Here is a 22,817-nt window from a genome sequence, read left to right on the forward strand (position 1 = left end):
GCGGTCATTCAGATAGACCGCGGTGACTTCTTCGCGGGCAAGCCTCGCTCCTACATGAGGGATCGGGTTGCCATTCGACTAGTGCGTGCGTGTGACTTTGCTGAGGTGCCGCGGCTGATCCGGGTCCATGCCACGGGCCACGGCCAAACCGGCGGCCATGACATAGAAACTCTGGATCGCCAGAATCGGATCAAGGACGGGGTGCTCGGCGCGGGTCAGGGTGAGCTCGCGTTCGGCAACGTCATCCGGCGCTGCCAGCAGAACGCGAGCGCCACGCTGGCGCATGTCTGCTGCAAGGCTCAGCAGACCGGCCTGCTCGGCACCGCGTGGTGCGAAGATCAGCAGAGGGTAATTTTCATCGATCAACGCCATCGGGCCGTGACGCACTTCGGCGCTGCTGAAGGCTTCGGCCTGAATCGCCGAGGTTTCCTTGAACTTGAGGGCCGCTTCCTGAGCGATGGCAAAACCGGCGCCACGACCGATCACCATCAAACGTTGGCAATCGCGCAGGGCGTCGATGGCCAGGCTCCAATCCTGTTTTGCCGCTTCGCGCAGACCTTGCGGCAGGGCGCTGCCGGCTTCCAGCAATTCCACGTCTTCTTTCCAATGGGCGATCAGACGGGCGCTGGCGCTGAGGGTAGCGATAAAACTCTTGGTCGCCGCGACGCTGCTTTCAGTGCCTGCGCACAGCGGCAGGCTGAATTCGCACGCCGCTTCCAGCGGCGAACTTTCGGCGTTGACCATGGAAATGCTCAAGGCGCCGCGTTTGCGCAACAGACGCAGGCTGTTCACCAGGTCCGGACTTTGCCCCGACTGCGAGAACGCAAACGCCACTTGGCCGCTGACCTTCAACGGCGCTTGCTGCATGGTCACCACCGACATCGGCAATGACGCCACCGGGATCCCCAGTTGCTGCATGGTCAGGTAGGCGAAGTAACTGGCGGCATGGTCGGAGCTGCCGCGAGCGACGGTCATCGCCACTTGCGGCGGCTGACGGCGCAGGCGCCCGGCGATCTCGATCATCTGCGGGTCGAGTTGCTGCAGTTGGGCTTGCACGGCCTCGAACGAGGACAGTGCCTCTTCAAGCATTTTTGAAGTCAATGTCTTCTCCTTCGACCATGACGGCGGTGAGTGTGAGTGAGCGATCCAGCCGCACGCAGTCGGCCCAGCTGCCAGGTTGTAGGCGGCCGCGTTCTTGAAGGCCGAGGTAATCGGCAGGGAATTGCGAAAGACGTTGCGAAGCCTCGGCGATCGGCAAACCGATCTTCACCAGATTGCGCAGTGCCTGATCCATGGTCAGGGTGCTGCCGGCCAGGGTGCCGTCGGGCAAACGCACGCCGCCCAGGCACTTGGTCACGGTGTGGCTGCCGAGCTTGTATTCACCGTCGGGCATCCCGGCGGCGGCAGTGGAATCGGTGACGCAATACAGGCACGGGATAGCGCGCAGGGCCACCCGCATGGCGCCGGGATGCACGTGCAGCAAATCCGGAATCAATTCGGCATATTTGGCGTGGGCCAGCGCCGCACCGACGATGCCCGGTTCGCGATGATGCAGCGGGCTCATGGCGTTGTAGAGGTGAGTGAAACTGCTGGCACCGGCCGCCAGCGCGGCGACGCCTTCCTCGTAACTGCCAAGGGTGTGGCCGATTTGCATGCGGATGCCGCGAGCGCTGAGCGTGCGGATCAAGGCATCGTGGCCGGCGATTTCCGGGGCGATGGTGATCACCAGGATCGGTGCCAGCGCCAGGTATTCCTCGACTTCGGCCATCAACGCGGTGTGGGCGAAATTCGGCTGAGCGCCCAGTTTTCCAGGGTTGATGTACGGGCCTTCGAGGTGCACGCCGAGTACTCGGGCGCTGCCTGTTGGCCGCTGCTCGCAGAACTCGCCGACGGCTTTGAGCACGCTGGAAATCTCTGCCGGCGGCGCGGTCATGGTGGTCGCCAGCAATGACGTGGTGCCAAAACGCACGTGGGTCTTGGTGATGGTTTCGAAGGCAGGCGCGCCTTCCATGATGTCTTTGCCGCCGCCGCCGTGAACGTGCAGGTCGATGAAGCCGGGCAGCAGATAGGGCAAGTCGTTGTCGGCCGGATCGCACGGCACGCCTTCGATGGACACGACCTTGCCGTGTTGGTGAATCAGCCGGCCGCGAACCCAGCCGTGGGCGGTGAGGATGTTGTCTTCGGACATGATCGGTTCTCGGTTTTAGCAGCGAAGCTCTTTATCTACGCAGCTCTGCGACAAAATCGTAGTAGTCGTTGCGGCAGTAGGTGTCGGTGACTTCGATCGGTGTGTTGTCTTCCAGGTAGCCGACCCGGGTCATCAGCAGCATGGCGGTGCCGGGGGCGATGCCGACGAGGGCGGCGAATTCGTCCGAGGCGTTGATCGCCTGGATGTGCTGCAGCGCGCGGACGATCGGCTTGCCGATGCCGTCGAGGTATTCATAGAGGGAATCGCCCACCGCCTGCGGCTTGGGAATGATCGAGGCGGGCAGGGTGCTCATCTCGATCGCCATCACCGTGTCGTCGGCTTTGCGCAGGCGCTTGAGCCGCGCGACCTTGTCGTTGGGCGAGAGGCCGAGGCGGATCAGTTCTTCGTGGGTCGGCGGCGTGATCTCACGTTCCAGCCATTGCGAGCCGGGGACGAAGCCCTTGAGGCGCAACATTTCGCTGAAACCCGAGAGGCGCGACAGCGGTTGTTCGAGGCGCGGCGTGATGAATGTGCCGGAACCCTGGTTGCGGCGGATCAGGCCTTGCTCGAACAAGACTTCCAGCGCCTTGCGTGCCGTGACGCGTGAGATGCCCAGCAGCTCGCTGAGGTTGCGCTCCGAGGGCATCGCCTGCTCGGCTTTCCACTGGCCGGCATGAATCGCCGCTTCCAGATTGCGCGCCAGTTGCAGGTACAACGGCGTGGGCTGGGTGTCGTCAGGGCGTAGGGCCTGGAGGTCGTTCATGTAGGTTTGGTCCGATGCGGATATAGGATTGTTGTCGCTCGGTGGTGGGTGAAAATTAATACCACTTGAATACCATGTCAATGCCACCACTTTGCACTTGGCACGAGAAAGCCTGCCCTGTAGAGCGTAGTGAATGGGGTTTGGTTTTAAGTGGTATTAGAGGTGGGGATTTTGAGCGCAAAGATCGCCGCGTGCGGTAACGCCGGTCGGGGGGATTGGTATCTTCCCGGTAGGCGTCAACGCGGGCTGCGATCTTTTGAATTTATTTTTCGAGGAGCGACCGAAGGTAGTGCTCAAAAGGAGAAGTTACGGATGGGGTGGTTCAAAAGGAGAAGGCGCGGCTGGCGCGGTTCATTGTGGCGAGGGGATTTATCCCCGTTCGGCTGCGAAGCAGTCGTGAAACCAGCCGACGCGGTGAGTCAGACATAATGCAATTGCAGGTATTAGCACTGCTTCGCAGCGCAACGGGGATAAATCCCCTCACCACAAAAGCTCTTCAGCAGGCTGGAAGTTTTTAGGTTACGGGCGGATTTCGATCATCGTGCCATCCGGCACCAGGCCCCAAACCTCACGCATGTCCATGTTGCGCATGGCAATGCAGCCGTCGGTCCAGTCCAGGGTGTGGAACAGGTCTTCCGGGGTCTCTTCGGTGTCCGGTGTGCCGTGGATCATGATCATGCTGCCAGGCGGGACGCCTTCGCGCCGCGCGCGGGCAGAGTCGCTGACGTTCGGGTAGGAGATGTGCATCGCCAGGTTGAATTTATCGCTGACCTTGCGCCAGTCCAGCCAATAGAAACCTTCAGGCGTGCGCTTGTCGCCTTCCATCAGCTTTGGACCCTTCGGCCGTTTGCCCAGGGAAATGCGATAGGTCTTGAGCGGCTTGCCGTCATTGATCAATTGCAATTGGTGGGCGGATTTGAGCACCAGAACTTTTTCGATGACTTTGCCGTTCAGGGTTTCCGCAACGGAAGCCTGTGACATGGCGACGAACGACAAGCAAAACACGGCAAGCAACCAGCGCATTGAAACGATATCCCTGAAAGGTGTCGCGACTATTTAGTTAGTTATAGGTGATTTTGAAGCCAGGAGCTTTATGTGATGGCAGGCTGAGCAAGCGGCGGGATCGATTCGGACCGCACGGGGTAGACCTCGGTCCGCCGGTCAGCGAAGAAGTATTCTAAGGTACGGCCCACCGTGCGGAAAGCCAACTCGGACCACGGGATGTCGGCTTCGTCGAAAAGCTGCACTTCCAGGCTCTCGGGGCCGGCGGAAAAATCCAGGTCCACCAGCTCCGCGCGAAAGAACACATGCACCTGACTGATGTGCGGTACGTCGATCAACGTATAGATGCTCAGGTTGCGCACCCGTGCGCAGGCTTCCTCGGCCGTCTCGCGTATAGCCGCCTGTTCGATGGTTTCACCGTTTTCCATGAAGCCGGCGGGCAGGGTCCAGTAACCGCGCCGAGGCTCGATGGCGCGTCGGCACAGCAGCACTTTAGAGCCCCAGGTCGCCACGCAACCGGCGACGATATTGGGGTTCTGATAGTGAATCGCCTGACAGCTGTCACAGACAAAACGCAGGCGCGAATCGCCTTCGGGAATGCGCTGGGTGACCGGGTTGCCGCACTGGCTGCAAAATTTCATGCTTGGGTTCCTGAATGCTGCGCCTATCTTGGCGTGCGACGGTGTCTGTCGGCAAGTTGTCGTTTAGCGACATGCAGTGGTTATGGGGTTGGGCGGCCGGTGTGATTGGTGCATGATGCAAAGTAGAGAATAAATCGAGAAGACTCATGCTGGACGAGCTACTTCACCGGGTAAGCAGCCACACGCCGCGTACCCTGGAAACCGATCGACGTTTCCCCGAGGCCGCGGTACTGGTGCCCATCACCCGCAGTGACGAACCGGAGCTGGTTCTGACCCTGCGCGCCAGTGGGCTCTCGACCCATGGCGGTGAAGTCGCCTTCCCCGGTGGGCGGCGTGACCCCGAAGACCCGGACCTGATTTTTACCGCGCTACGCGAAGCCGAAGAAGAAATCGGCTTGCCGCCGGGGCTGGTCGAAGTGATCGGCCCGCTGAGCCCGCTGATCTCCCTGCACGGCATCAAGGTCACCCCCTATGTCGGTGTGATTCCGGACTTTGTTGAGTACCGGGCCAACGACGCCGAGATCGCCGCAGTCTTCAGCGTACCGCTGGAGTTCTTCCGCGAGGATCCTCGGGAACATACCCATCGCATCGATTATCAGGGCCGTAGTTGGTACGTGCCGAGTTATCGTTATGGCGAGTACAAGATCTGGGGCCTGACGGCGATCATGATCGTCGAGTTGATCAACCTGCTCTATGACGCCGACATCAGCCTGCACCACCCACCCAAAAGCTTTATCAATATTTGAAGCCATCGTTCGTATGGCGTGAAACGCGGCTGCCTGAGCCTTGAGGACAAAAAGAAGATGAAATATCGCTTGGGCGACGCCCGCGTCGAAACCCATCCGCAGAGCTGGGTCGCACCCAATGCCGTGCTGGTGGGCAAGGTCAAGTTGGAAGAGGGCGCCAACGTCTGGTTCAACGCCGTGTTGCGTGGCGACAACGAACTGATCCTGATTGGCAAGAACAGCAACGTCCAGGACGGCACGGTGATGCACACCGACATGGGCTACCCGCTGACCATCGGCACCGGCGTGACCATCGGCCACAACGCCATGCTTCATGGCTGCACCGTGGGCGATTACAGCCTGATCGGCATTAATGCCGTGATTCTCAACGGTGCGAAAATCGGCAAGAACTGCATCATCGGCGCCAACTCGCTGATCGGTGAGGGCAAGGAGATTCCCGACGGCTCACTGGTCATGGGCTCGCCCGGTAAAGTGGTGCGCGAGTTGACTGAACAGCAGAAGAAAATGCTCGAAGCCAGCGCCGCCCACTATGTGCATAACTCCCAGCGTTACGCCCGTGACCTGGTTGAGCAGGAAGAATGAACACGCCCGAACGCCCGGTGCGATCGCCCTGTGTAAATATCTGTGCGCTGGACGAGGATGATGTTTGCACCGGGTGTCAGCGTACGGTGGAAGAGATCACGCGCTGGAGCCGGATGGACAACGAAGAGCGCCGCAAGGTGTTGGGGTTGTGTCATGAACGGGCCAAATCCAGTGGTTTGCTCTGGATGTTGCCTTCCAAATCCGACTCCTGAGGTGCGGCCTTCGCGGGCAAGCCTCGCTCCTACAGGTCTGGGGCGATTTGCATGATGCGTTCAAACTGTAGGAGCGAGGCTTGCCCGCGAAGGCGTCCCCACTGACGCTAACACCTCCATTGGCCGGACCCCACTACCTGAAGTACCCTGTGCGCCTTGAATTCTCAGGCCTTCCACACCCCCATGTTTTTCCTGATCGCCTACATCAGCAGCGTCGTACTGATCAACTACGCCTTCTCCACAGCCCCGCACCTGGACATCATCTGGTCCGCCTGGGGCGGCTTGGTGTTTGTCTTGCGTGACATGGTGCAAACGCGTTTTGGCCATGGCGCCATCGCGGCGATGCTCGTGGCGCTGGTCCTGTCCTATGTCACTTCCGATCCGTCCATCGCTATGGCCAGCGCCACAGCCTTCGCGGTGTCCGAATGCATCGATTGGCTGGTGTTCAGTATTACCAAGCGCCCGCTGCACGATCGCCTGTGGATAAGTTCGGCCCTGAGCATTCCCCTCGATACCTTCATCTTCTTCGGCATGATCGACGCCTTCACCCCGGCCGTGATCCTCACCGCCATGGGTTCGAAGTTCGCTGGCGTGACGGTCGTGTGGCTGATCATGGCCTGGCGCTTGCGCAAACAGGCCATCGCCAGCTGAAGCCAAACCCTTCGGTTCATGTAAAATGCCGCGCTTTCTCCCCATGGGAAGCGTGCCAGGCACCGCGACCCTCGATGATCCGCTTCTTGAGGACCTGAGATGACCCGTATCGGAACTCCATTGTCGCCAACCGCGACCCGCGTATTGCTGTGTGGCTGTGGCGAGTTGGGCAAGGAAGTGGTGATCGAGCTGCAACGCCTGGGCGTTGAAGTGATTGCCGTCGACCGGTACGCCAACGCGCCGGCCATGCAAGTTGCGCATCGCAGCCACGTGATCAACATGCTCGACGGCGCTGCCCTGCGCGCCGTGATCGAAGCCGAGAAGCCGCACTTCATCGTGCCGGAAATCGAAGCCATCGCCACCGCGACCCTGGTCGAACTGGAAGCCGAAGGCTTCACCGTGATCCCGACCGCGCGCGCTGCGCAGCTGACCATGAACCGCGAAGGCATCCGTCGCCTGGCCGCTGAAGAGCTGGACCTGCCGACCTCGCCGTACCACTTCGCCGACACCTTCGAGGACTACAGCAAGGCCGTCCAGGACCTGGGCTTCCCGTGCGTGGTCAAGCCAGTGATGAGTTCGTCAGGCAAAGGCCAGAGCCTGCTGCGCAGCGCCGATGATGTGAAAAGCGCGTGGGATTACGCTCAAGAAGGCGGTCGCGCCGGTAAAGGTCGCGTGATCGTCGAAGGTTTCATCGACTTCGACTACGAAATCACTTTGCTGACCGTACGCCACGTGGGCGGCACGACCTTCTGCGCGCCAGTCGGTCACCGTCAGGAGAAGGGCGACTATCAGGAATCCTGGCAGCCACAAGCCATGAGCCGGATCGCCCTGGCGGAATCCGAGCGCGTTGCCAAAGCTGTTACCGAAGCCTTGGGTGGCCGTGGTCTGTTTGGTGTCGAGCTGTTCATCAAAGGTGATCAGGTATGGTTCAGTGAGGTCTCGCCGCGCCCGCATGACACCGGTCTGGTGACCCTGATTTCCCAGGACCTGTCGCAGTTCGCGCTGCACGCACGCGCGATTCTGGGCCTGCCGATTCCGTTGATCCGTCAGTTCGGGCCTTCGGCTTCGGCGGTCATTCTGGTGGAAGGGCAGTCGACCCAGACCGCTTTCGCCAATCTGGGGGCTGCGTTGAGCGAGCCGGACACGGCGTTGCGCCTGTTCGGTAAGCCAGAGGTGAATGGCCAGCGTCGGATGGGCGTGGCGTTGGCGCGGGATGAGTCGATTGAAGCGGCTCGTGCCAAGGCGACCCGCGCATCCCAAGCTGTCGTAGTCGAGCTGTAATCGAGGCGCGCCATTCGCGAGTTAGCCCGCTCCCACAGGATCACGCGGTCCCTGTAGGAGCGAGGCTTGCCCGCGAAGCTTTTTCTGTCAGGCCACCCGATTCAGATCGTTATGCCGCGTCTCCTTCAGGCACAGCACCGCAATCAAACTCAGCACCGCCGCCCCCGACACATACCCGCCGACATAACTCAAACCACCCATCGCCACCAGCTTCTGTGCGAAGAACGGCGCTGCCGAGGCCCCGACAATGCCGCCCAGATTGTAGGCCGCCGACGCACCGGTATAACGCACGTGAGTTGGGAACAGCTCCGGCAGCAGCGCGCCCATCGGCGCAAACGTCACGCCCATCAGAAACAGCTCGATGCACAGGAACAGCGCCACGCCCCAGGTCGAGCCTTGGGTCAGCAGCGGTTCCATCAGGAATCCGGACAAAATCGCCAGCACGCCACCGATGATCAGCACCGGTTTGCGCCCGTAACGGTCGCTGGCCCAGGCCGACAACGGTGTTGCCGCCGCCATGAACAATACGGCGAAGCACAGCAGCCCGAGGAAGGTTTCGCGGCTGTAGCCGAGTGTCGCCACGCCATAACTCAACGAAAATACGGTCGAGATGTAGAACAGTGCGTAACACACCACCATCGACCCGGCACCCAGCAGCATCGGCACCCAGTACTGACTGAACAGCTCGACCAGCGGGATCTTCACTCGCTCCTGACGGGCCATGGCGTTGGCGAACACCGGAGTTTCGTGGAGTTTAAGTCGCACGTAGAGGCCCACCATCACCAGCGCGGCACTGAGCAGGAACGGAATCCGCCAGCCCCACGAGCGGAATTGCTCGTCATTCAGGGTCATGGCCAACGTCAGAAACAGGCCGTTAGCTGCCAGAAAACCAATCGAAGGGCCGAGCTGCGGGAACATGCCGAACCAGGCGGGCCTGCCCTTGGGCGCATTCTCCGTCGCCAGCAGTGCCGCACCACCCCATTCGCCGCCCAACCCAAGGCCTTGGCCGAAACGCAGCACGCAGAGCAGGATCGGCGCCCAGGCCCCGATGCTGTCGTAACCCGGCAATACGCCGATCAGCGTGGTGCATACACCCATCAATAGCAGCGAAGCGACCAGTGTCGATTTGCGCCCGATGCGGTCACCGAAGTGGCCAAACAGCGCCGAGCCCAAGGGTCTTGCAAGGAAAGCGATGCCGAAGGTGAGGAACGCCGACAGCATCTGGGCGGTGCCGGAGGTCTGCGGAAAGAACACCGGACCGATCACCAGCGCAGCGGCGGTGGCATAGACGTAGAAGTCGTAAAACTCGATGGCAGTGCCGATAAAACTCGCCGTGGCTACGCGGGTGGCGGAGTTCGTCGGTTGGGTAGGCGCGTCGATATAAGTCGTGCTGGTCGTCATGCGGTTATCCCTGACAGTCATGTGCCCCAGTGGAGCGAATTATTATGGTCGAACACCCAGGGATGTGGGAGTGAGGCGCGGCCGCTGTTCAAGGTAGGAACAGTCGTCGGTGTAGTGCGGATATTGCCGATGGACTGGCCGGAACCTGCTGCGTGCGGGGTAAGCACGTGGTCCGGCGGGGCTTGGGTAAGCGGATTTGATTATAGGAAGGTGGCTAACGATCAAACAAGTGGCCAATCGTTGGCGACGACAACCAGCGACCAGTGACTAAGATTGGGAATCAAATTGTGGCGAGGGGATTTATCCCCTTGGGCTGCGAAGCAGCCCCGAGAGGTTTGCCTGAATGCAGAGATTTTGGCGCTGCTTCGCAACGCAACGGGGATAAATCCCCTCGCCACAGATAAACCCCACACCACAGATAAATCCCCTCACTACAGGGATATGCCAAGGTTTAGATGACTGCTGGAACCGAGCTGGTATGCCAGATCAGCACGCGCGTGACGCGATTGTCTTCCGTCTCCAGAATCTCCAGGCGATAACGCCCGATCTTCAGGCAAACCGCACTGTCCGGAATCGTCTCCAGCGCCTCGGTCACCAACCCGTTAAGGGTTTTCGGGCCATCGCTGGGCAGGTGCCAACCCAGGCTCTTGTTCAATTCGCGAATCGACGCCGCACCCTCGATCACCAGACGCCCATCGGCCTGCGGATGGATATGCGGGTTGTCCAGGCTGTGCTGGCTTTCGAATTCGCCGACGATTTCTTCGAGAATGTCTTCCAGGGTCACGATGCCGAGCACTTCGCCGTATTCGTCGACCACCATGCCCAGGCGCCGCTGCTGCTTGTGGAAATTCAGAAGTTGCAGTTGCAGCGGAGTGCTTTCCGGCACGAAGTACGGTTCGTGACTGGCGGCCAGCAGCGCTTCGAGGGTCAGGCTTGAATCGGTCAGCAAGTGGCGGATCTGCCGGGTATTGAGCACCGCTTCGACCTGATTGATGTCGCTGTGGAACACCGGCAGGCGGGTGCGCTTGTTGTTGCGCAGTTGCTCGATGATCTCTGCGAGGGAGTCGTCGAGGTTGATCCCGTCGACGTCACTGCGCGGCACCAGAATGTCGTTGACCGTGATGTTGTCGAGCGCGTGGATGCCCGCCAGCGGGTGTGGGCGGCAGACGGCTTGATCGTAATCGTCATTCCGGTCGTTCGGGCTTTCGTCTTCGCTCTGTTGCACCACTTTGACTTTGCGGGCAAACGGTCGCATCAGCAGCTGGGTGAAGCCATTGAGCAGCCAGGCGGCCGGGTAGATGATTTTCAGTGGCGCGCCGAGCAACGTGTTGCCCAGGGCCAGGACCGCGTCGGGATAGCGCACGGCGAGGGTGCGGGGCAGGTAGTCGGCAAACACCAGAAGCGCGGCGCCTGCACCCAAGCAGGCAATCCACGGACCGTTTTCTGCCCAGATAAAGATCGCCAGCAGGGTGCTGATAACCACGGCCAGTGCGCGGCACAAGGTATTGCAGAAGATCAGGCTATTGAGCGGGAAGCTCAGCTTCGCTACCGGTTTGTCGCTGGAACGCGATGCGGTTCGCTGGGCCAACAAATATTGTTGCGCGGTTTCGATGGCGGTAAACAGCCCCGACCATAAAATCAGCAGAGCCAGTACCGCGAGCATCGGCCCTATGGGCAAGTCGTCCATTAATGCCGCCCGTCAGATATGCAGGATGTATTCACGGACCAGCTTGCTGCCGAAGTACGCCAGCATCAGCAGGCAGAAACCGGCGAGGGTCCAGCGAATAGCCTTGTGTCCGCGCCAGCCGAGGCGGTTACGGCCCCAAAGCAGCACGCTGAAGACGATCCAGGCCAGGCAAGCCAGTAGAGTTTTGTGCACCAGGTGCTGGGCGAACAGGTTGTCGACGAACAACCAGCCGGACAGCAGCGACAGCGACAGCAGGGTCCAGCCGGCCCAGAGGAAGCCGAACAACAGGCTTTCCATGGTTTGCAGCGGCGGGAAGTTCTTGATCAACCCCGACGGGTGTTTGTGCTTGAGCTGATGGTCCTGGACCAGCAGCAACAAGGCCTGAAACATCGCGATGGTGAACATGCCGTAAGCGAGGATCGACAGCAGGATGTGGGCGAGAATGCCCGGCTCTTCGTCGATGATCTGCACCGTGCCGGCGGGGGCGAACTGCGCCAGCAGCACCGTGGCGGCACCGAGCGGGAACAGCAATATAAGCAGGTTTTCCACCGGGATCCGCGAACAGGCCAGCAGGGTCAGGGCGATGACCGCCGCGGCAATCAGGCTGGCGGCACTGAAAAAGTCCAGGCCGAGGCCGATCGGTGTCAGCAGGTGGGTAAACAAGCTGGCGCTGTGAGCCAGCACGGCAAGTACGCCGAGCGTGACCAGCAGGCGTTTGTTCGCCTTGGCTCCGGTGGCCAGACGAGTGCCTTGATAGAGGGTCGCAGCGGCATATAAGCAGGCGGCGGCGAGGGTAGTCAGCAAACTGGGTGACAAGGGGAGCATAAATCCTGTTAGGCAAGCCCGAAAGGCGCTGAGTTTGGCATAGAACCCCCGCAGCACGAAAGACCATGCAACCTGACGATGAGGTGTCCGCCAGACGCAGTCTTCGCTATAATCCGCGACCTGCCCACGCCGCAGGCTCGCCGAGCACATGTTTATTCCGGTCTGGGCCGCCATTATCCCGGTCTACACAGGGCCTGAAAGGATCGCGCAATGTTTGAAAACTTAACCGACCGTCTCTCGCAAACGCTGCGCCATGTCACCGGCAAGGCCAAGCTGACCGAGGACAACATCAAAGACACCCTGCGCGAAGTGCGCATGGCGTTGCTCGAAGCCGACGTCGCCTTGCCGGTGGTGAAAGACTTCGTCAATTCGGTCAAGGAGCGCGCCGTCGGCACCGAGGTGTCGCGCAGCCTGACGCCGGGCCAGGCCTTCGTGAAGATCGTCCAGGCCGAACTCGAAAGCCTGATGGGCGCCGCCAACGAAGATTTGAACCTGAGCGCCGTTCCGCCTGCCGTGGTGTTGATGGCCGGTTTGCAGGGTGCGGGTAAAACCACCACCGCCGGCAAACTCGCGCGCTTCCTTAAAGAGCGCAAGAAGAAGTCGGTCATGGTCGTGTCTGCGGACGTTTACCGTCCGGCGGCGATCAAGCAGCTGGAAATGCTCGCAGGTGAAGTCGGCGTAACCTTCTTCCCGTCCGACCTGAGCCAGAAGCCGGTCGACATCGCGCAAGCGGCTATAAAAGAAGCAAAGCTTAAGTTTATTGATGTGGTCATCGTCGATACCGCCGGTCGTCTGCACATCGACGAAGAAATGATGGGCGAGATCAAGGCGCTGCACGCCGCGATCAACCCGGTCGAAACCTTGTTCGTGGTCGACGCCATGACCGGCCAGGACGCCGCCAACACGGCCAAGGCCTTCGGCGACGCATTGCCGCTGACCGGTGTGATCCTGACCAAGGTCGACGGTGACGCTCGTGGCGGTGCCGCACTTTCTGTCCGTGCCATCACTGGCAAGCCGATCAAATTCATCGGTATGGGCGAGAAGAGCGAAGCGCTCGAGCCGTTCCACCCCGAGCGTATTGCTTCGCGCATCCTCGGCATGGGCGACGTGCTCAGCCTGATCGAACAGGCCGAAGCGACCCTCGACAAGGACAAGGCCGACAAACTGGCCAAGAAGCTGAAGAAGGGCAAGGGCTTCGACCTCGAAGACTTCCGCGATCAGCTGCAACAGATGAAGAACATGGGCGGTCTCGGCGGCCTCATGGACAAACTGCCGAACATCGGCGGCGTGAACCTGGCGCAGATGGGCAATGCCCAGGGCGCGGCAGAGAAACAATTCAAGCAGATGGAAGCCATCATCAATTCCATGACCCCGGCCGAGCGCCGCGACCCTGACCTGATCAGCGGTTCGCGCAAACGTCGGATTTCGTTGGGTTCCGGCACTCAGGTGCAGGACATCGGTCGCTTGATCAAGCAGCACAAGCAGATGCAGAAGATGATGAAGAAATTCTCCGCAAAAGGCGGAATGGCCAAAATGATGCGCGGCATGGGCGGTATGTTGCCCGGCGGCGGCATGCCGAAAATGTAAAGAATTCGCGCAAGGGCTTGCTCTTGCGCAGCCCACACGGAAGTGGGATCTCCAGCAAACCCGCACTTGGCGGGAGCTGACTGGCCGTTTTCAACGACGGCTCTATAGCAAATCTGGATGGCGTCCGATAGGCCGCCGGAAAAAGACATTTGCAAAAGTCCGGATATTCCTTAGAATATGCGGCCTTTCGGGCACCTATGCCCGCTGTGCCTTTAGATTTGCAGCACCGACTACAGGAACGATGTTCACATGCTAACAATCCGTCTTGCCCTTGGCGGCTCCAAAAAGCGCCCGTTTTACCACTTGACCGTAACCGACAGCCGCAACCCGCGCGACGGTTCGCACAAGGAACAGGTTGGTTTCTTCAACCCTGTTGCTCGTGGTCAAGAAGTCCGTCTGTCCGTGAACCAAGAGCGCGTAGCCTACTGGCTGAGCGTTGGTGCACAACCTTCTGAGCGTGTTGCTCAGTTGTTGAAGGACGCTGCTAAGGCTGCGGCCTGAGCAATATGAGCGCGACGCCTGCTGTTGCTGATGATTTGATCGTTATCGGCAAGATTTATTCTGTTCATGGCGTTCGCGGCGAAGTGAAGGTGTATTCCTTTACTGATCCGACTGAAAACCTGTTGCAGTACAAAACCTGGACGCTCAAGCGCGAAGGTAATGTGAAACAGGTCGAGCTGGTCAGCGGACGTGGGAACGACAAGTTCCTGGTCGCAAAGCTCAAGGGTCTTGATGATCGTGAAGAAGCTCGTCTTCTGGCCGGTTATGAGATCTGCGTGCCGCGCAACCTGTTCCCTGAATTGACCGACGGCGAGTACTACTGGTACCAGCTGGAAGGTCTGAAGGTTATTGATCAACTCGGGCAATTGCTCGGGAAAATCGATCATCTTCTGGAAACCGGCGCCAATGATGTAATGGTGGTCAAGCCTTGCGCTGGCAGCCTGGATGATCGCGAACGCCTGTTGCCCTATACGGAGCAATGCGTGTTGGCCGTCGACCTCGCCGCGGGCGAGATGAAGGTGGAATGGGATGCGGACTTCTAAGCGTGGCTAACTTGCGCGTAGAAGTGATCAGTTTGTTTCCCGAGATGTTCTCCGCCATCAGCGAGTACGGCATCACCAGTCGTGCGGTGAAACAGGGGCTGTTGCAGCTCACCTGTTGGAATCCGCGAGACTACACGACGGATCGACATCACACTGTAGACGATCGCCCATTTGGCGGTGGTCCGGGCATGGTGATGAAGATCAAACCCCTGGAAGATGCACTGGTTCAGGCCAAGGCAGCAGCCGGGGAGGCGGCGAAGGTAATTTACCTGTCCCCCCAAGGCCGTCAACTGACTCAGTCGGCGGTACGCGAGTTGGCGAATCTGGATGCATTGATCCTGATTGCCGGCCGCTATGAAGGCATTGACGAGCGTTTTATAGAGGCTCATGTCGATGAAGAGTGGTCGATTGGCGACTATGTACTGTCTGGCGGCGAGCTGCCGGCGATGGTCCTGATCGATGCGGTTACACGACTGCTGCCTGGAGCTTTAGGGCATGCGGACTCCGCCGAGGAAGATTCCTTTACGGATGGTTTGCTGGATTGCCCGCACTACACCCGACCTGAGGTGTATGCGGATCAGCGTGTTCCCGACGTGTTGCTAAGTGGCAATCACGCGCATATCCGGCGTTGGCGTTTACAGCAGTCCCTTGGTAGGACCTTTGAACGACGCGCCGATCTTCTGGAAAGCCGCTCGCTTTCTGGAGAAGAGAAGAAGCTGCTCGAGGAATACATCCGCGAGCGGGACGATAGTTAACAACGTATCGATGGTAAGTCCGTTGATTTACCTTAGGAGCACAGCATGACTAACAAAATCATCCTTGCACTCGAAGCAGAGCAGATGACCAAAGAGATCCCTACCTTTGCCCCGGGCGACACCATTGTCGTTCAGGTGAAAGTGAAGGAAGGCGACCGTTCGCGTCTGCAAGCGTTCGAAGGTGTTGTTATCGCCAAGCGTAACCGCGGCGTAAACAGTGCTTTCACCGTTCGTAAAATCTCCAACGGTGTTGGCGTAGAGCGTACTTTCCAGACCTACAGCCCGCAAATCGACAGCATGGCCGTTAAACGTCGCGGTGACGTACGTAAAGCCAAGCTGTACTACCTGCGTGACCTGTCCGGTAAAGCAGCTCGCATCAAGGAAAAACTGGCTTAAGTCCAGCTTCCGATGCAGAAAAAAGCAGCCTACGGGCTGCTTTTTTGTTGCCTGCGATTTATCGGTGCTGCCGGGGTATGCGTGCCTGGTCCGGGACCGAGTTGCGGCGTTCGCGGGCAAGCCTCGCTCCTACAGGATTGAATCGTTTTTCAATCCTGTAGGAGCGAGGCTTGCCCGCGAATCGATCTACCAACACCGCGTTTACATCAGGCTCTATAAAGCCTCAGCAGGCTATGAAAGACTTGCCGTCAGTTTTCCAGTGACCTGAGCCTCTATGCCTGCCATCGATCATCCCCTGATAGACCAATTCCTCGACGCTCTCTGGCTGGAGAAAGGCCTCTCCGACAACACCCGCGATGCCTACCGCAGTGACCTGGCCTTGTTCAACGGCTGGCTGCAGGACACGGGCCTGGAACTGATCAACGCCGGCCGCGAGTTGATCCTCGATCACCTGGCCTGGCGCCTGGAGCAAAACTACAAACCCCGTTCCACAGCGCGATTTCTCTCCGGTGTGCGTGGGTTTTATCGCTATCTGCTGCGTGAAAAGCTGATCGCCGTCGATCCGACCTTGCGCGTCGATATGCCCCAGCTGGGTAGGCCGTTGCCCAAATCTCTGTCGGAAGCAGACGTGGAAGCGCTGCTGAAGGCACCGGACTTGAGTGAGGCTATCGGTCAGCGTGACCGCGCCATGCTCGAAGTGCTTTACGCGTGCGGCTTACGGGTGACGGAGTTGATCAGCCTGACGCTGGAGCAGGTCAATCTGCGCCAGGGTGTGCTGAGGGTGATGGGCAAGGGCAGCAAGGAGCGGCTGGTGCCGATGGGCGAGGAGGCGATTGTCTGGGTCGAGCGTTATATGCGTGATGGCCGCCAAGAGCTGCTCGGCGGGCGTCCCAGCGATGTCATGTTTCCCAGTCAGCGCGGCGAGCAGATGACCCGTCAGACCTTCTGGCACCGCATCAAGCACCAGGCCAAGGTCGCCGGGATCGGCAAGTCGCTGTCGCCGCATACCTTGCGTCATGCCTTCGCCACGCACTTGCTCAACCATGGCGCTGACTTGCGTGTGGTGCAAATGCTGCTGGGTCACAGCGATCTGTCGACTACCCAGATCTACACCCACGTCGCCCGCGCACGCCTGCAAGACCTGCACGCCAAACACCACCCGCGCGGATAGCGCAATTCCTGACGCGGAATGCTCACCTGTGGCGAGGGGACTTATCGGAACGCCGCACCGCCCCGTTGGGTTGCGTAGCAGCCCCAAAAAATGGGACTGCAGCGCAGTCCAGCGGGGATAAATCCCCTCGCCACAATAATGGGTGTCAGCAGTGCGGTGTCTTTGTCACCCGCATTCGGCCACACAGCCCTTATGTGGTAGGCTTTGCCGGTTTGCACGATGGGCGGTTATGACCCGGTGTTTCGGCACGGGCGTTCTGATCGTCCCATTTGTCCGTCTTCAGGAGTTCTCATGCGTCTGACCCAGATTTTCGCCGCCGCAGCCATTGCGTTGGTCAGCACCTTTGCCGTCGCCGATGACGCGGCCGACAAAGCGATTCGTAAAAGCCTGGAAAACCTCCAGCTCGAAGTACCGGTAGAAAGCATCTCCGCCAGCCCTCTGCCCGGCCTGTACGAAGTCAAACTTCAAGGCAGCCGCGTGCTCTACGCCAGCGCCGATGGCCAATACGTGGTTCAGGGCTACATGTTCCAGCTCAAGGACGGCAAACCGATCAACCTGACCGAGAAGACCGAACGCCTGGGCGTGTCCAAACTGGTCAACGCCATTCCAGTCGCGGAAACCGTGGTCTACCCGGCGATCGGCGAAACCAAATCGCACATCACCGTATTCACCGACACCACTTGCCCGTACTGCCACAAACTGCACGCCGAAGTGCCTGAGTTGAACAAGCGCGGCATTGAAGTGCGTTACGTCGCGTTCCCGCGCCAGGGCCTGGGCTCGCCGGGTGACGAACAGCTGCAAGCGGTGTGGTGCTCGAAAGACAAGAAAGCGGCCATGGACAAAATGGTCGACGGCAAGGAAATCAAGGCCGCCAAGTGCGATAACCCGGTTTCCAAACAGTTCGCCCTGGGTCAGTCGATCGGCGTGAACGGCACACCGGCCATCGTTTTGGCGGACGGCCAGGTCATTCCGGGCTACCAGCCTGCGCCACAAGTCGCCAAACTGGCGCTGGACGCGAAATAAATTTGCATCGTCACGGTCAGCCATTGACGATCATGGTCCGGCGGTAACATTCACCGGGCCATCAATAGAGAACCGCGAGCATGCGGTTGTTTTCACGGCCGGCCTTGAGTCGGCCGTTTTATGGGGAGTTCACAGTGAAACCGGTCAAAGTAGGCATCTGTGGGTTAGGGACCGTCGGTGGCGGTACCTTCAACGTACTTCAGCGCAACGCCGAGGAAATTGCTCGTCGTGCCGGGCGTGGAATCGAAGTGGCACAAATTGCCATGCGCACGCCAAAGCCTCAGTTCCAGACGACCGGTATTGCGATTACCAACGATGTCTTCGAAGTGGCCACGAACCCTGAGATCGACATCGTCATAGAGCTGGTGGGCGGCTACACCGTTGCCCGTGAGCTGGTACTCAAAGCGATCGAGAACGGAAAACATGTGGTAACCGCGAACAAGGCGTTGATCGCCGTTCACGGTAACGAAATTTTCGCCAAGGCCCGCGAGAAGGGCGTGATCGTTGCGTTCGAAGCCGCCGTGGCCGGTGGTATTCCGGTGATCAAGGCGATCCGTGAAGGCTTGTCCGCCAACCGCATCAACTGGGTGGCCGGGATCATCAACGGCACCGGCAACTTCATCCTCACCGAAATGCGCGAAAAGGGCCGGACCTTCGAAGACGTTCTCGCCGAGGCGCAAGCCCTGGGTTACGCCGAAGCCGATCCGACCTTCGACGTTGAAGGCATCGACGCAGCCCACAAGCTGACGATCCTGGCCTCCATCGCGTTCGGTATCCCGCTGCAATTCGACAAGGCCTACACCGAAGGCATCACCAAACTGACCACCGCTGACGTGAACTACGCCGAAGCGCTGGGCTATCGCATCAAGCACCTGGGCGTAGCGCGCAGCACCGCGGCCGGTATCGAACTGCGCGTGCACCCGACGCTGATCCCGGCCGATCGCCTGATCGCCAACGTCAACGGCGTGATGAACGCGGTGATGGTCAACGGCGACGCTGCCGGTTCGACCCTGTTCTACGGCGCGGGTGCTGGCATGGAGCCAACCGCTTCGTCGGTGATCGCCGACCTGGTGGACGTGGTTCGCGCCATGACGTCCGATCCGGAAAATCGCGTGCCGCACCTGGCCTTCCAGCCGGATTCGCTGTCGGCGCACCCGATCCTGCCGATCGAAGCCTGCGAAAGCGCCTACTACCTGCGTATTCAGGCCAAAGACCATCCGGGCGTACTGGCCCAGGTCGCGAGCATCCTGTCGGAGCGTGGCATCAACATCGAATCGATCATGCAGAAAGAAGTCGAAGAGCATGACGGTCTGGTGCCGATGATCCTGCTGACCCACCGCGTGCTGGAACAGCACATGAACGACGCGATCGCCGCTCTGGAAGCCCTGACAGGTGTGGTCGGTCCGGTCGTACGGATCCGCGTCGAGCACCTGAACTAAGCCGTTATCGTTCACCGGGCCCGCGTGCGGGCCCGGGTTTGCGAACACTGTCTATTGGAGCCAGTCATGCGTTATATCAGTACCCGCGGCCAGGCACCGGCCCTGAATTTCGAAGATGTCCTGCTGGCCGGTCTCGCCACCGATGGCGGTCTGTACGTCCCGGAAAACCTGCCACGTTTCACCCAGGAAGAAATCGCTTCCTGGGCCGGTCTGCCGTACCACGAACTGGCCTTCCGGGTGATGCGCCCGTTCGTCACCGGCAGCATCCCGGATGCCGATTTCAAAAAGATCCTTGAAGAGACTTACGGCGTGTTCTCGCACAACGCCGTCGCGCCGCTGCGTCAACTGAACGGCAACGAATGGGTGCTGGAACTGTTCCACGGCCCGACCCTGGCGTTCAAGGATTTCGCCCTGCAACTGCTCGGTCGCTTGCTCGACTACGTGCTGGAAAAACGCGGCGAGCGCGTGGTGATTGTCGGCGCCACTTCCGGTGATACCGGTTCGGCTGCCATCGAAGGCTGCAAGCATTGCGAAAACGTCGACATCTTCATCCTGCACCCGCACAACCGCGTGTCTGAAGTGCAGCGTCGGCAGATGACCACCATTTTTGGCGAGAACATCCACAACATTGCCATCGATGGCAACTTCGATGACTGCCAGGAAATGGTCAAGGCAAGCTTCGCCGACCAAAGCTTCCTCAAAGGCACGCGTCTGGTGGCGGTGAATTCGATCAACTGGGCGCGGATCATGGCCCAGATCGTTTACTACTTCCACGCAGCCCTGCAGTTGGGCGGCCCGGCGCGTTCGGTGTCGTTCTCGGTGCCGACCGGCAACTTCGGCGACATCTTCGCCGGTTACCTGGCACGCAACATGGGTCTGCCGATCAACCAGTTGATCGTCGCCACCAACCGCAACGACATCCTGCACCGCTTCATGAGCGGCAATCAGTACGTCAAGGAAACCCTGCACGCCACGCTGTCGCCGTCGATGGACATCATGGTCTCGTCGAACTTCGAACGCCTGCTGTTCGACCTGCACGGTCGCAACGGCGCCGCGATTGCCGGTTTGATGGACACCTTCAAGCAGGGTGGCGGTTTCAGCGTCGAAGAGGAACGCTGGACCGAAGCCCGCAAGTTGTTCGATTCCCTGGCCGTGGATGACGCTCAAACCTGCGAAACCATCGCCGAAGTCTACGAGCAAACCGGCGAGCTGCTGGATCCGCACACCGCCATCGGTGTGAAGGCTGCGCGCGAATGCCGTCGTAGCCTGGATATTCCAATGGTGATTCTCGGCACCGCCCATCCGGTCAAATTCCCGGATGCAGTGGAGAAAGCCGGCGTAGGAAAAGCGCTCGAACTACCTGCACATCTTTCTGATTTGTTTGAGCGAGATGAGCGTTGCACCGTGTTGCCGAATGATTTGAAAGCCGTGCAGGCCTTTGTCAGTCAGCATGGCAACCGCGGCAAGCCTCTGTAAGCGGTAAAAGCTGTCACATTTTGAAGCCCGTCTCCTGACGGGCTTTCTCATTTCTGCATGCCACACTTGTCGCGTTTTCGCCCCAGGAAGGACGGGCGAGTTGATCGCGAAGGAAGTGGTAATGCTGTTTTTCAGAGGGTTAAAGCCGGCCGTGTGCTGGATGTTTTTGATCGGCGTCCTGGGCATTGCTCAAGGAGGGGCGGCGGCTCAATTGGCGATTCCAGAATCCAGGGGATCGGGCGCCGGCGCCACCATCGAGCTGGATGCTCAGGAATCGAGATGGATTGCCGAGCACCCGCAAGTCATCGTCGCATCGGTGCAATACCCGCTTTATCTGTTCAAGGATGAGCACGGTCAATGGAGCGGTTTGAACAACGATCTGCTCAATCGCATCAGTGCCATGACGGGTTTGCAGTTTGTTCACGAAGAGTCGTTTTCTACCGATCAGTTGCTCGGGCGTCTGGAAAGTGGCGAGGCGGACATGAGCACCACCCTGGCAATGAATGACGAGCGTAAGGCGTTCCTGGATTTCAGTCATGCGTTCGGTGGCGCTGGGTGGGTGGTTGTCGGGCGGGCAGGTGCACCTGTCATGCACTCCCTGGAGCAGTTGGCAAAAAGAGTGCTGGTGCTGCCGGCCCGGCACGCACTCGAAGGCACGATTCGCCGCGACTACCCGGCGATCGAGTTGCGCACGGTCAAGACTTACGCCGAAGCGAGGGCGCTGGTTGAAAGTGGTGAAGCCTTTGCCACCATCGAAAATGAAATCGGGGCGCAGCTCTATCCGTTGGGACAACTCAAGTTCGGGCGGGCAGTGGAGGGCAAATGGGAGGCTGATCACCTTGCGGTTCGCAAAGGCCAGTCGCCATTGCTGAGCATTTTGAACAAGGCGCTTGAGGCCTTTCCTGCAGCTGAACTGCGCGCCATTCGCCTGAAATGGCTCAATGGGATCGCTCCCGCTCAACCTCCCTCTCCCTGGCGGCAGATGACGCACTGGGTTTGCTGGGGCATGTTTGTCGTCAGCCTGTTCGGTCTGCTTTCCCTGCTCTGGAACCGCAGGCTGGCAGCGCTGATCAAGCAGCGTATAGACGCTGAGAAAGGTCTGGGCGATCAGCTTGCGTTCCAGCAAGCGTTGATGGACGCCATGCCCGATCCGATGTTTGTTCGTGATCTGCAAGGGCGTTTGATCATGTGCAACAAAAGTTATGAGGAAAGCCTCGGCACCCGATTTGATCAGGTTCAGGGCCGACAGCTGATTGAACTCGATGTGTTGCCCAAAGAGACCGCAGCGCTGCTGCATGCCGAATTCATGGCTCAGATGGAGACTCGAAAGCCACGCTTCAGTGAACGTCAATTGATGTTCAAAAACGGTGCCAGGGACATCTACCAGTGGACGGTGCCGTTCTACAGTGTCGACGGTCAATTGCGAGGGTTGCTGGGCGGATGGACCGATATCGGTCACCGTACAAGGCAAATGTGAGTCGGCTGTTTTTTCCCTGTCATCTTTGCCGTGCATGCTCTATCGACCAGGGACGCAGACGCGTCTGCACCTGGAATCCAGAACTTTCTTCTCGGGCCAGTGGTCACTTACTGTGAATACGCCCCAGGCACTTTGTTTTCGGACTATTGAGTGGTGATCGAGATGGAAAGTATTAGTCTATTGCTCGGTGAGGCTCTGAGCCCGTATCAGGTCACGCTGACCCCGTCGGGCGCCCATGGCGAATGCCTGGTGACACTGAAGAATGCGACCGGCGCGATCGTGGTCGAACGGGCGTTCAATCAAGCCCAGTTAACCGATTACCGTCTGCTGACGGATGTCGTCGACGGCTTGCACCGCGACGTGCTGATTGCCGAAGGACGGCTGGAGCCCTGCGTCATCGCGGCTTTGCGTCACGCTGCCCAGGACAAGATCCTGGCCCGCCGAAATTGAATTTTTTTTTGTGGGAACCTT

The 22,817-nt window shown here is 59.5% G+C and carries 24 protein-coding genes; 16 read left to right on the forward strand and 8 right to left on the reverse strand.

Going from position 1 to position 22,817, the window contains the following annotated elements; genetic code table 11:
* Positions 1 to 78: 78 nt before the first annotated feature.
* The 5 genes from ACYZTM_RS20840 to ACYZTM_RS20860 all read right to left on the reverse strand — a co-directional run bounded on the left by ACYZTM_RS20840 (position 79) and on the right by ACYZTM_RS20860 (position 4,594).
* On the reverse strand, positions 79 to 1,101 hold the full coding sequence (locus ACYZTM_RS20840) for an SIS domain-containing protein (RefSeq protein ID WP_461984417.1): 1,023 nt from the start codon (positions 1,099 to 1,101) through the stop codon (positions 79 to 81).
* Positions 1,082 to 2,188 carry an N-acetylglucosamine-6-phosphate deacetylase gene (gene nagA / locus ACYZTM_RS20845; RefSeq protein ID WP_461984419.1) on the reverse strand — a complete coding sequence of 369 codons (1,107 nt, stop codon included), beginning with the start codon at positions 2,186 to 2,188 and terminating at the stop codon, positions 1,082 to 1,084. The genes ACYZTM_RS20840 and nagA overlap by 20 nt, the downstream gene beginning before the upstream one ends.
* A gap of 31 nt (positions 2,189 to 2,219) precedes the next feature.
* Positions 2,220 to 2,951: a GntR family transcriptional regulator gene (locus ACYZTM_RS20850; RefSeq protein WP_010463034.1), complete on the reverse strand. Its 732-nt coding sequence runs from the start codon at positions 2,949 to 2,951 to the stop codon at positions 2,220 to 2,222.
* A 519-nt stretch (positions 2,952 to 3,470) separates the two neighbouring features.
* Entirely contained in the window at positions 3,471 to 3,974 is a 504-nt protein-coding gene (locus ACYZTM_RS20855; RefSeq protein WP_131062569.1) for a L,D-transpeptidase family protein, read from the reverse strand.
* A 68-nt stretch (positions 3,975 to 4,042) separates the two neighbouring features.
* Positions 4,043 to 4,594 carry an NUDIX hydrolase gene (locus tag ACYZTM_RS20860; protein WP_131062570.1) on the reverse strand — a complete coding sequence of 184 codons (552 nt, stop codon included), beginning with the start codon at positions 4,592 to 4,594 and terminating at the stop codon, positions 4,043 to 4,045.
* Positions 4,595 to 4,740: 146 nt separating this feature from the next.
* Between ACYZTM_RS20860 and ACYZTM_RS20865 the strand changes: the two genes are divergently transcribed.
* From ACYZTM_RS20865 to purT, 5 genes are all read left to right on the forward strand, one after another.
* Positions 4,741 to 5,340, forward strand: a complete 600-nt coding sequence (locus tag ACYZTM_RS20865) for a CoA pyrophosphatase (protein WP_131062571.1) — start codon at positions 4,741 to 4,743, stop codon at positions 5,338 to 5,340.
* Between the two features lie 57 nt (positions 5,341 to 5,397).
* A complete protein-coding gene (locus ACYZTM_RS20870; protein ID WP_007944857.1) occupies positions 5,398 to 5,922 on the forward strand; it encodes a gamma carbonic anhydrase family protein in 525 nt (174 codons plus the stop codon).
* Positions 5,919 to 6,134: a DUF1289 domain-containing protein gene (locus tag ACYZTM_RS20875; RefSeq protein WP_131062572.1), complete on the forward strand. Its 216-nt coding sequence runs from the start codon at positions 5,919 to 5,921 to the stop codon at positions 6,132 to 6,134. Before ACYZTM_RS20870 ends, ACYZTM_RS20875 begins: the two co-directional genes overlap by 4 nt.
* A 183-nt stretch (positions 6,135 to 6,317) precedes the next feature.
* Complete coding sequence (locus tag ACYZTM_RS20880) at positions 6,318 to 6,785, forward strand: preQ0 transporter (protein ID WP_461984423.1); 468 nt, start codon at positions 6,318 to 6,320, stop codon at positions 6,783 to 6,785.
* A 99-nt stretch (positions 6,786 to 6,884) separates the two neighbouring features.
* Positions 6,885 to 8,066, forward strand: coding sequence for a formate-dependent phosphoribosylglycinamide formyltransferase (gene purT / locus ACYZTM_RS20885; RefSeq protein ID WP_461984425.1), 1,182 nt, complete (start codon positions 6,885 to 6,887; stop codon positions 8,064 to 8,066).
* 87 nt (positions 8,067 to 8,153) lie between these two features.
* Here the strand turns inward: purT and ACYZTM_RS20890 are convergent, their stop codons facing one another.
* From ACYZTM_RS20890 to ACYZTM_RS20900, 3 genes are all read right to left on the reverse strand, one after another.
* Positions 8,154 to 9,467 (reverse strand): MFS transporter, encoded by a 1,314-nt coding sequence (locus tag ACYZTM_RS20890; protein WP_461984427.1) that lies wholly within the window; start codon positions 9,465 to 9,467, stop codon positions 8,154 to 8,156.
* 451 nt (positions 9,468 to 9,918) lie between these two features.
* The gene (locus ACYZTM_RS20895) at positions 9,919 to 11,154 is read right to left on the reverse strand and encodes a transporter associated domain-containing protein (protein ID WP_461984428.1); all 1,236 of its coding nucleotides are present in this window, start codon (positions 11,152 to 11,154) and stop codon (positions 9,919 to 9,921) included.
* 12 nt (positions 11,155 to 11,166) lie between these two features.
* On the reverse strand, positions 11,167 to 11,979 hold the full coding sequence (locus ACYZTM_RS20900) for a cytochrome C assembly family protein (RefSeq protein ID WP_131062577.1): 813 nt from the start codon (positions 11,977 to 11,979) through the stop codon (positions 11,167 to 11,169).
* A gap of 210 nt (positions 11,980 to 12,189) precedes the next feature.
* On the opposite strand from ACYZTM_RS20900, the gene ffh reads away from it, so the two are divergent.
* The 11 genes from ffh (at position 12,190) to ACYZTM_RS20955 (ending at position 22,796) form a co-directional block, all read left to right on the forward strand.
* Complete coding sequence (gene ffh, locus ACYZTM_RS20905) at positions 12,190 to 13,566, forward strand: signal recognition particle protein (protein WP_131062578.1); 1,377 nt, start codon at positions 12,190 to 12,192, stop codon at positions 13,564 to 13,566.
* Positions 13,567 to 13,815: 249 nt separating this feature from the next.
* Positions 13,816 to 14,067 (forward strand): 30S ribosomal protein S16, encoded by a 252-nt coding sequence (gene rpsP / locus ACYZTM_RS20910; protein WP_007944872.1) that lies wholly within the window; start codon positions 13,816 to 13,818, stop codon positions 14,065 to 14,067.
* Positions 14,068 to 14,072: 5 nt separating this feature from the next.
* Positions 14,073 to 14,609 carry a ribosome maturation factor RimM gene (gene rimM / locus ACYZTM_RS20915; protein WP_007897576.1) on the forward strand — a complete coding sequence of 179 codons (537 nt, stop codon included), beginning with the start codon at positions 14,073 to 14,075 and terminating at the stop codon, positions 14,607 to 14,609.
* Entirely contained in the window at positions 14,591 to 15,364 is a 774-nt protein-coding gene (trmD, locus tag ACYZTM_RS20920; RefSeq protein ID WP_154503229.1) for a tRNA (guanosine(37)-N1)-methyltransferase TrmD, read from the forward strand. The genes rimM and trmD overlap by 19 nt, the downstream gene beginning before the upstream one ends.
* A gap of 45 nt (positions 15,365 to 15,409) precedes the next feature.
* Positions 15,410 to 15,760 carry a 50S ribosomal protein L19 gene (rplS, locus tag ACYZTM_RS20925; protein WP_003175895.1) on the forward strand — a complete coding sequence of 117 codons (351 nt, stop codon included), beginning with the start codon at positions 15,410 to 15,412 and terminating at the stop codon, positions 15,758 to 15,760.
* Between the two features lie 274 nt (positions 15,761 to 16,034).
* Positions 16,035 to 16,931: a site-specific tyrosine recombinase XerD gene (gene xerD, locus ACYZTM_RS20930; RefSeq protein ID WP_131062579.1), complete on the forward strand. Its 897-nt coding sequence runs from the start codon at positions 16,035 to 16,037 to the stop codon at positions 16,929 to 16,931.
* A 291-nt stretch (positions 16,932 to 17,222) separates the two neighbouring features.
* Positions 17,223 to 17,954: a bifunctional protein-disulfide isomerase/oxidoreductase DsbC gene (gene dsbC, locus ACYZTM_RS20935; RefSeq protein ID WP_131062580.1), complete on the forward strand. Its 732-nt coding sequence runs from the start codon at positions 17,223 to 17,225 to the stop codon at positions 17,952 to 17,954.
* Positions 17,955 to 18,088: 134 nt separating this feature from the next.
* On the forward strand, positions 18,089 to 19,393 hold the full coding sequence (locus tag ACYZTM_RS20940) for a homoserine dehydrogenase (protein WP_131062581.1): 1,305 nt from the start codon (positions 18,089 to 18,091) through the stop codon (positions 19,391 to 19,393).
* Positions 19,394 to 19,459: 66 nt separating this feature from the next.
* The gene (gene thrC, locus ACYZTM_RS20945; protein ID WP_461984432.1) at positions 19,460 to 20,869 is read left to right on the forward strand and encodes a threonine synthase; all 1,410 of its coding nucleotides are present in this window, start codon (positions 19,460 to 19,462) and stop codon (positions 20,867 to 20,869) included.
* 121 nt (positions 20,870 to 20,990) lie between these two features.
* Positions 20,991 to 22,346: a transporter substrate-binding domain-containing protein gene (locus ACYZTM_RS20950; RefSeq protein ID WP_461984434.1), complete on the forward strand. Its 1,356-nt coding sequence runs from the start codon at positions 20,991 to 20,993 to the stop codon at positions 22,344 to 22,346.
* A 162-nt stretch (positions 22,347 to 22,508) separates the two neighbouring features.
* Positions 22,509 to 22,796, forward strand: a complete 288-nt coding sequence (locus ACYZTM_RS20955; RefSeq protein ID WP_131062584.1) for a DUF3509 domain-containing protein — start codon at positions 22,509 to 22,511, stop codon at positions 22,794 to 22,796.
* Positions 22,797 to 22,817: the final 21 nt, after the last annotated feature.

It is taken from the genome of Pseudomonas sp. MDT2-39-1, assembly GCF_054898085.1.

What these genes read in the sequence shown, in the direction of transcription:
- nagA (WP_461984419.1), bottom strand. Translation starts at nt 2,188, where the DNA reads ATGTCCGAAGACAACATCCTCACCGCCCACGGCTGGGTTCGCGGCCGG.
- ACYZTM_RS20850 (WP_010463034.1), bottom strand. Translation starts at nt 2,951, where the DNA reads ATGAACGACCTCCAGGCCCTACGCCCTGACGACACCCAGCCCACGCCG.
- ACYZTM_RS20855 (WP_131062569.1), bottom strand. Translation starts at nt 3,974, where the DNA reads ATGCGCTGGTTGCTTGCCGTGTTTTGCTTGTCGTTCGTCGCCATGTCA.
- ACYZTM_RS20860 (WP_131062570.1), bottom strand. Translation starts at nt 4,594, where the DNA reads ATGAAATTTTGCAGCCAGTGCGGCAACCCGGTCACCCAGCGCATTCCC.
- ACYZTM_RS20865 (WP_131062571.1), top strand. Translation starts at nt 4,741, where the DNA reads ATGCTGGACGAGCTACTTCACCGGGTAAGCAGCCACACGCCGCGTACC.
- ACYZTM_RS20870 (WP_007944857.1), top strand. Translation starts at nt 5,398, where the DNA reads ATGAAATATCGCTTGGGCGACGCCCGCGTCGAAACCCATCCGCAGAGC.
- ACYZTM_RS20875 (WP_131062572.1), top strand. Translation starts at nt 5,919, where the DNA reads ATGAACACGCCCGAACGCCCGGTGCGATCGCCCTGTGTAAATATCTGT.
- ACYZTM_RS20880 (WP_461984423.1), top strand. Translation starts at nt 6,318, where the DNA reads ATGTTTTTCCTGATCGCCTACATCAGCAGCGTCGTACTGATCAACTAC.
- purT (WP_461984425.1), top strand. Translation starts at nt 6,885, where the DNA reads ATGACCCGTATCGGAACTCCATTGTCGCCAACCGCGACCCGCGTATTG.
- ACYZTM_RS20890 (WP_461984427.1), bottom strand. Translation starts at nt 9,467, where the DNA reads ATGACGACCAGCACGACTTATATCGACGCGCCTACCCAACCGACGAAC.
- ACYZTM_RS20895 (WP_461984428.1), bottom strand. Translation starts at nt 11,154, where the DNA reads ATGGACGACTTGCCCATAGGGCCGATGCTCGCGGTACTGGCTCTGCTG.
- ACYZTM_RS20900 (WP_131062577.1), bottom strand. Translation starts at nt 11,979, where the DNA reads ATGCTCCCCTTGTCACCCAGTTTGCTGACTACCCTCGCCGCCGCCTGC.
- ffh (WP_131062578.1), top strand. Translation starts at nt 12,190, where the DNA reads ATGTTTGAAAACTTAACCGACCGTCTCTCGCAAACGCTGCGCCATGTC.
- rpsP (WP_007944872.1), top strand. Translation starts at nt 13,816, where the DNA reads ATGCTAACAATCCGTCTTGCCCTTGGCGGCTCCAAAAAGCGCCCGTTT.
- rimM (WP_007897576.1), top strand. Translation starts at nt 14,073, where the DNA reads ATGAGCGCGACGCCTGCTGTTGCTGATGATTTGATCGTTATCGGCAAG.
- trmD (WP_154503229.1), top strand. Translation starts at nt 14,591, where the DNA reads ATGGGATGCGGACTTCTAAGCGTGGCTAACTTGCGCGTAGAAGTGATC.
- rplS (WP_003175895.1), top strand. Translation starts at nt 15,410, where the DNA reads ATGACTAACAAAATCATCCTTGCACTCGAAGCAGAGCAGATGACCAAA.
- xerD (WP_131062579.1), top strand. Translation starts at nt 16,035, where the DNA reads ATGCCTGCCATCGATCATCCCCTGATAGACCAATTCCTCGACGCTCTC.
- dsbC (WP_131062580.1), top strand. Translation starts at nt 17,223, where the DNA reads ATGCGTCTGACCCAGATTTTCGCCGCCGCAGCCATTGCGTTGGTCAGC.
- thrC (WP_461984432.1), top strand. Translation starts at nt 19,460, where the DNA reads ATGCGTTATATCAGTACCCGCGGCCAGGCACCGGCCCTGAATTTCGAA.
- ACYZTM_RS20950 (WP_461984434.1), top strand. Translation starts at nt 20,991, where the DNA reads ATGCTGTTTTTCAGAGGGTTAAAGCCGGCCGTGTGCTGGATGTTTTTG.
- ACYZTM_RS20955 (WP_131062584.1), top strand. Translation starts at nt 22,509, where the DNA reads ATGGAAAGTATTAGTCTATTGCTCGGTGAGGCTCTGAGCCCGTATCAG.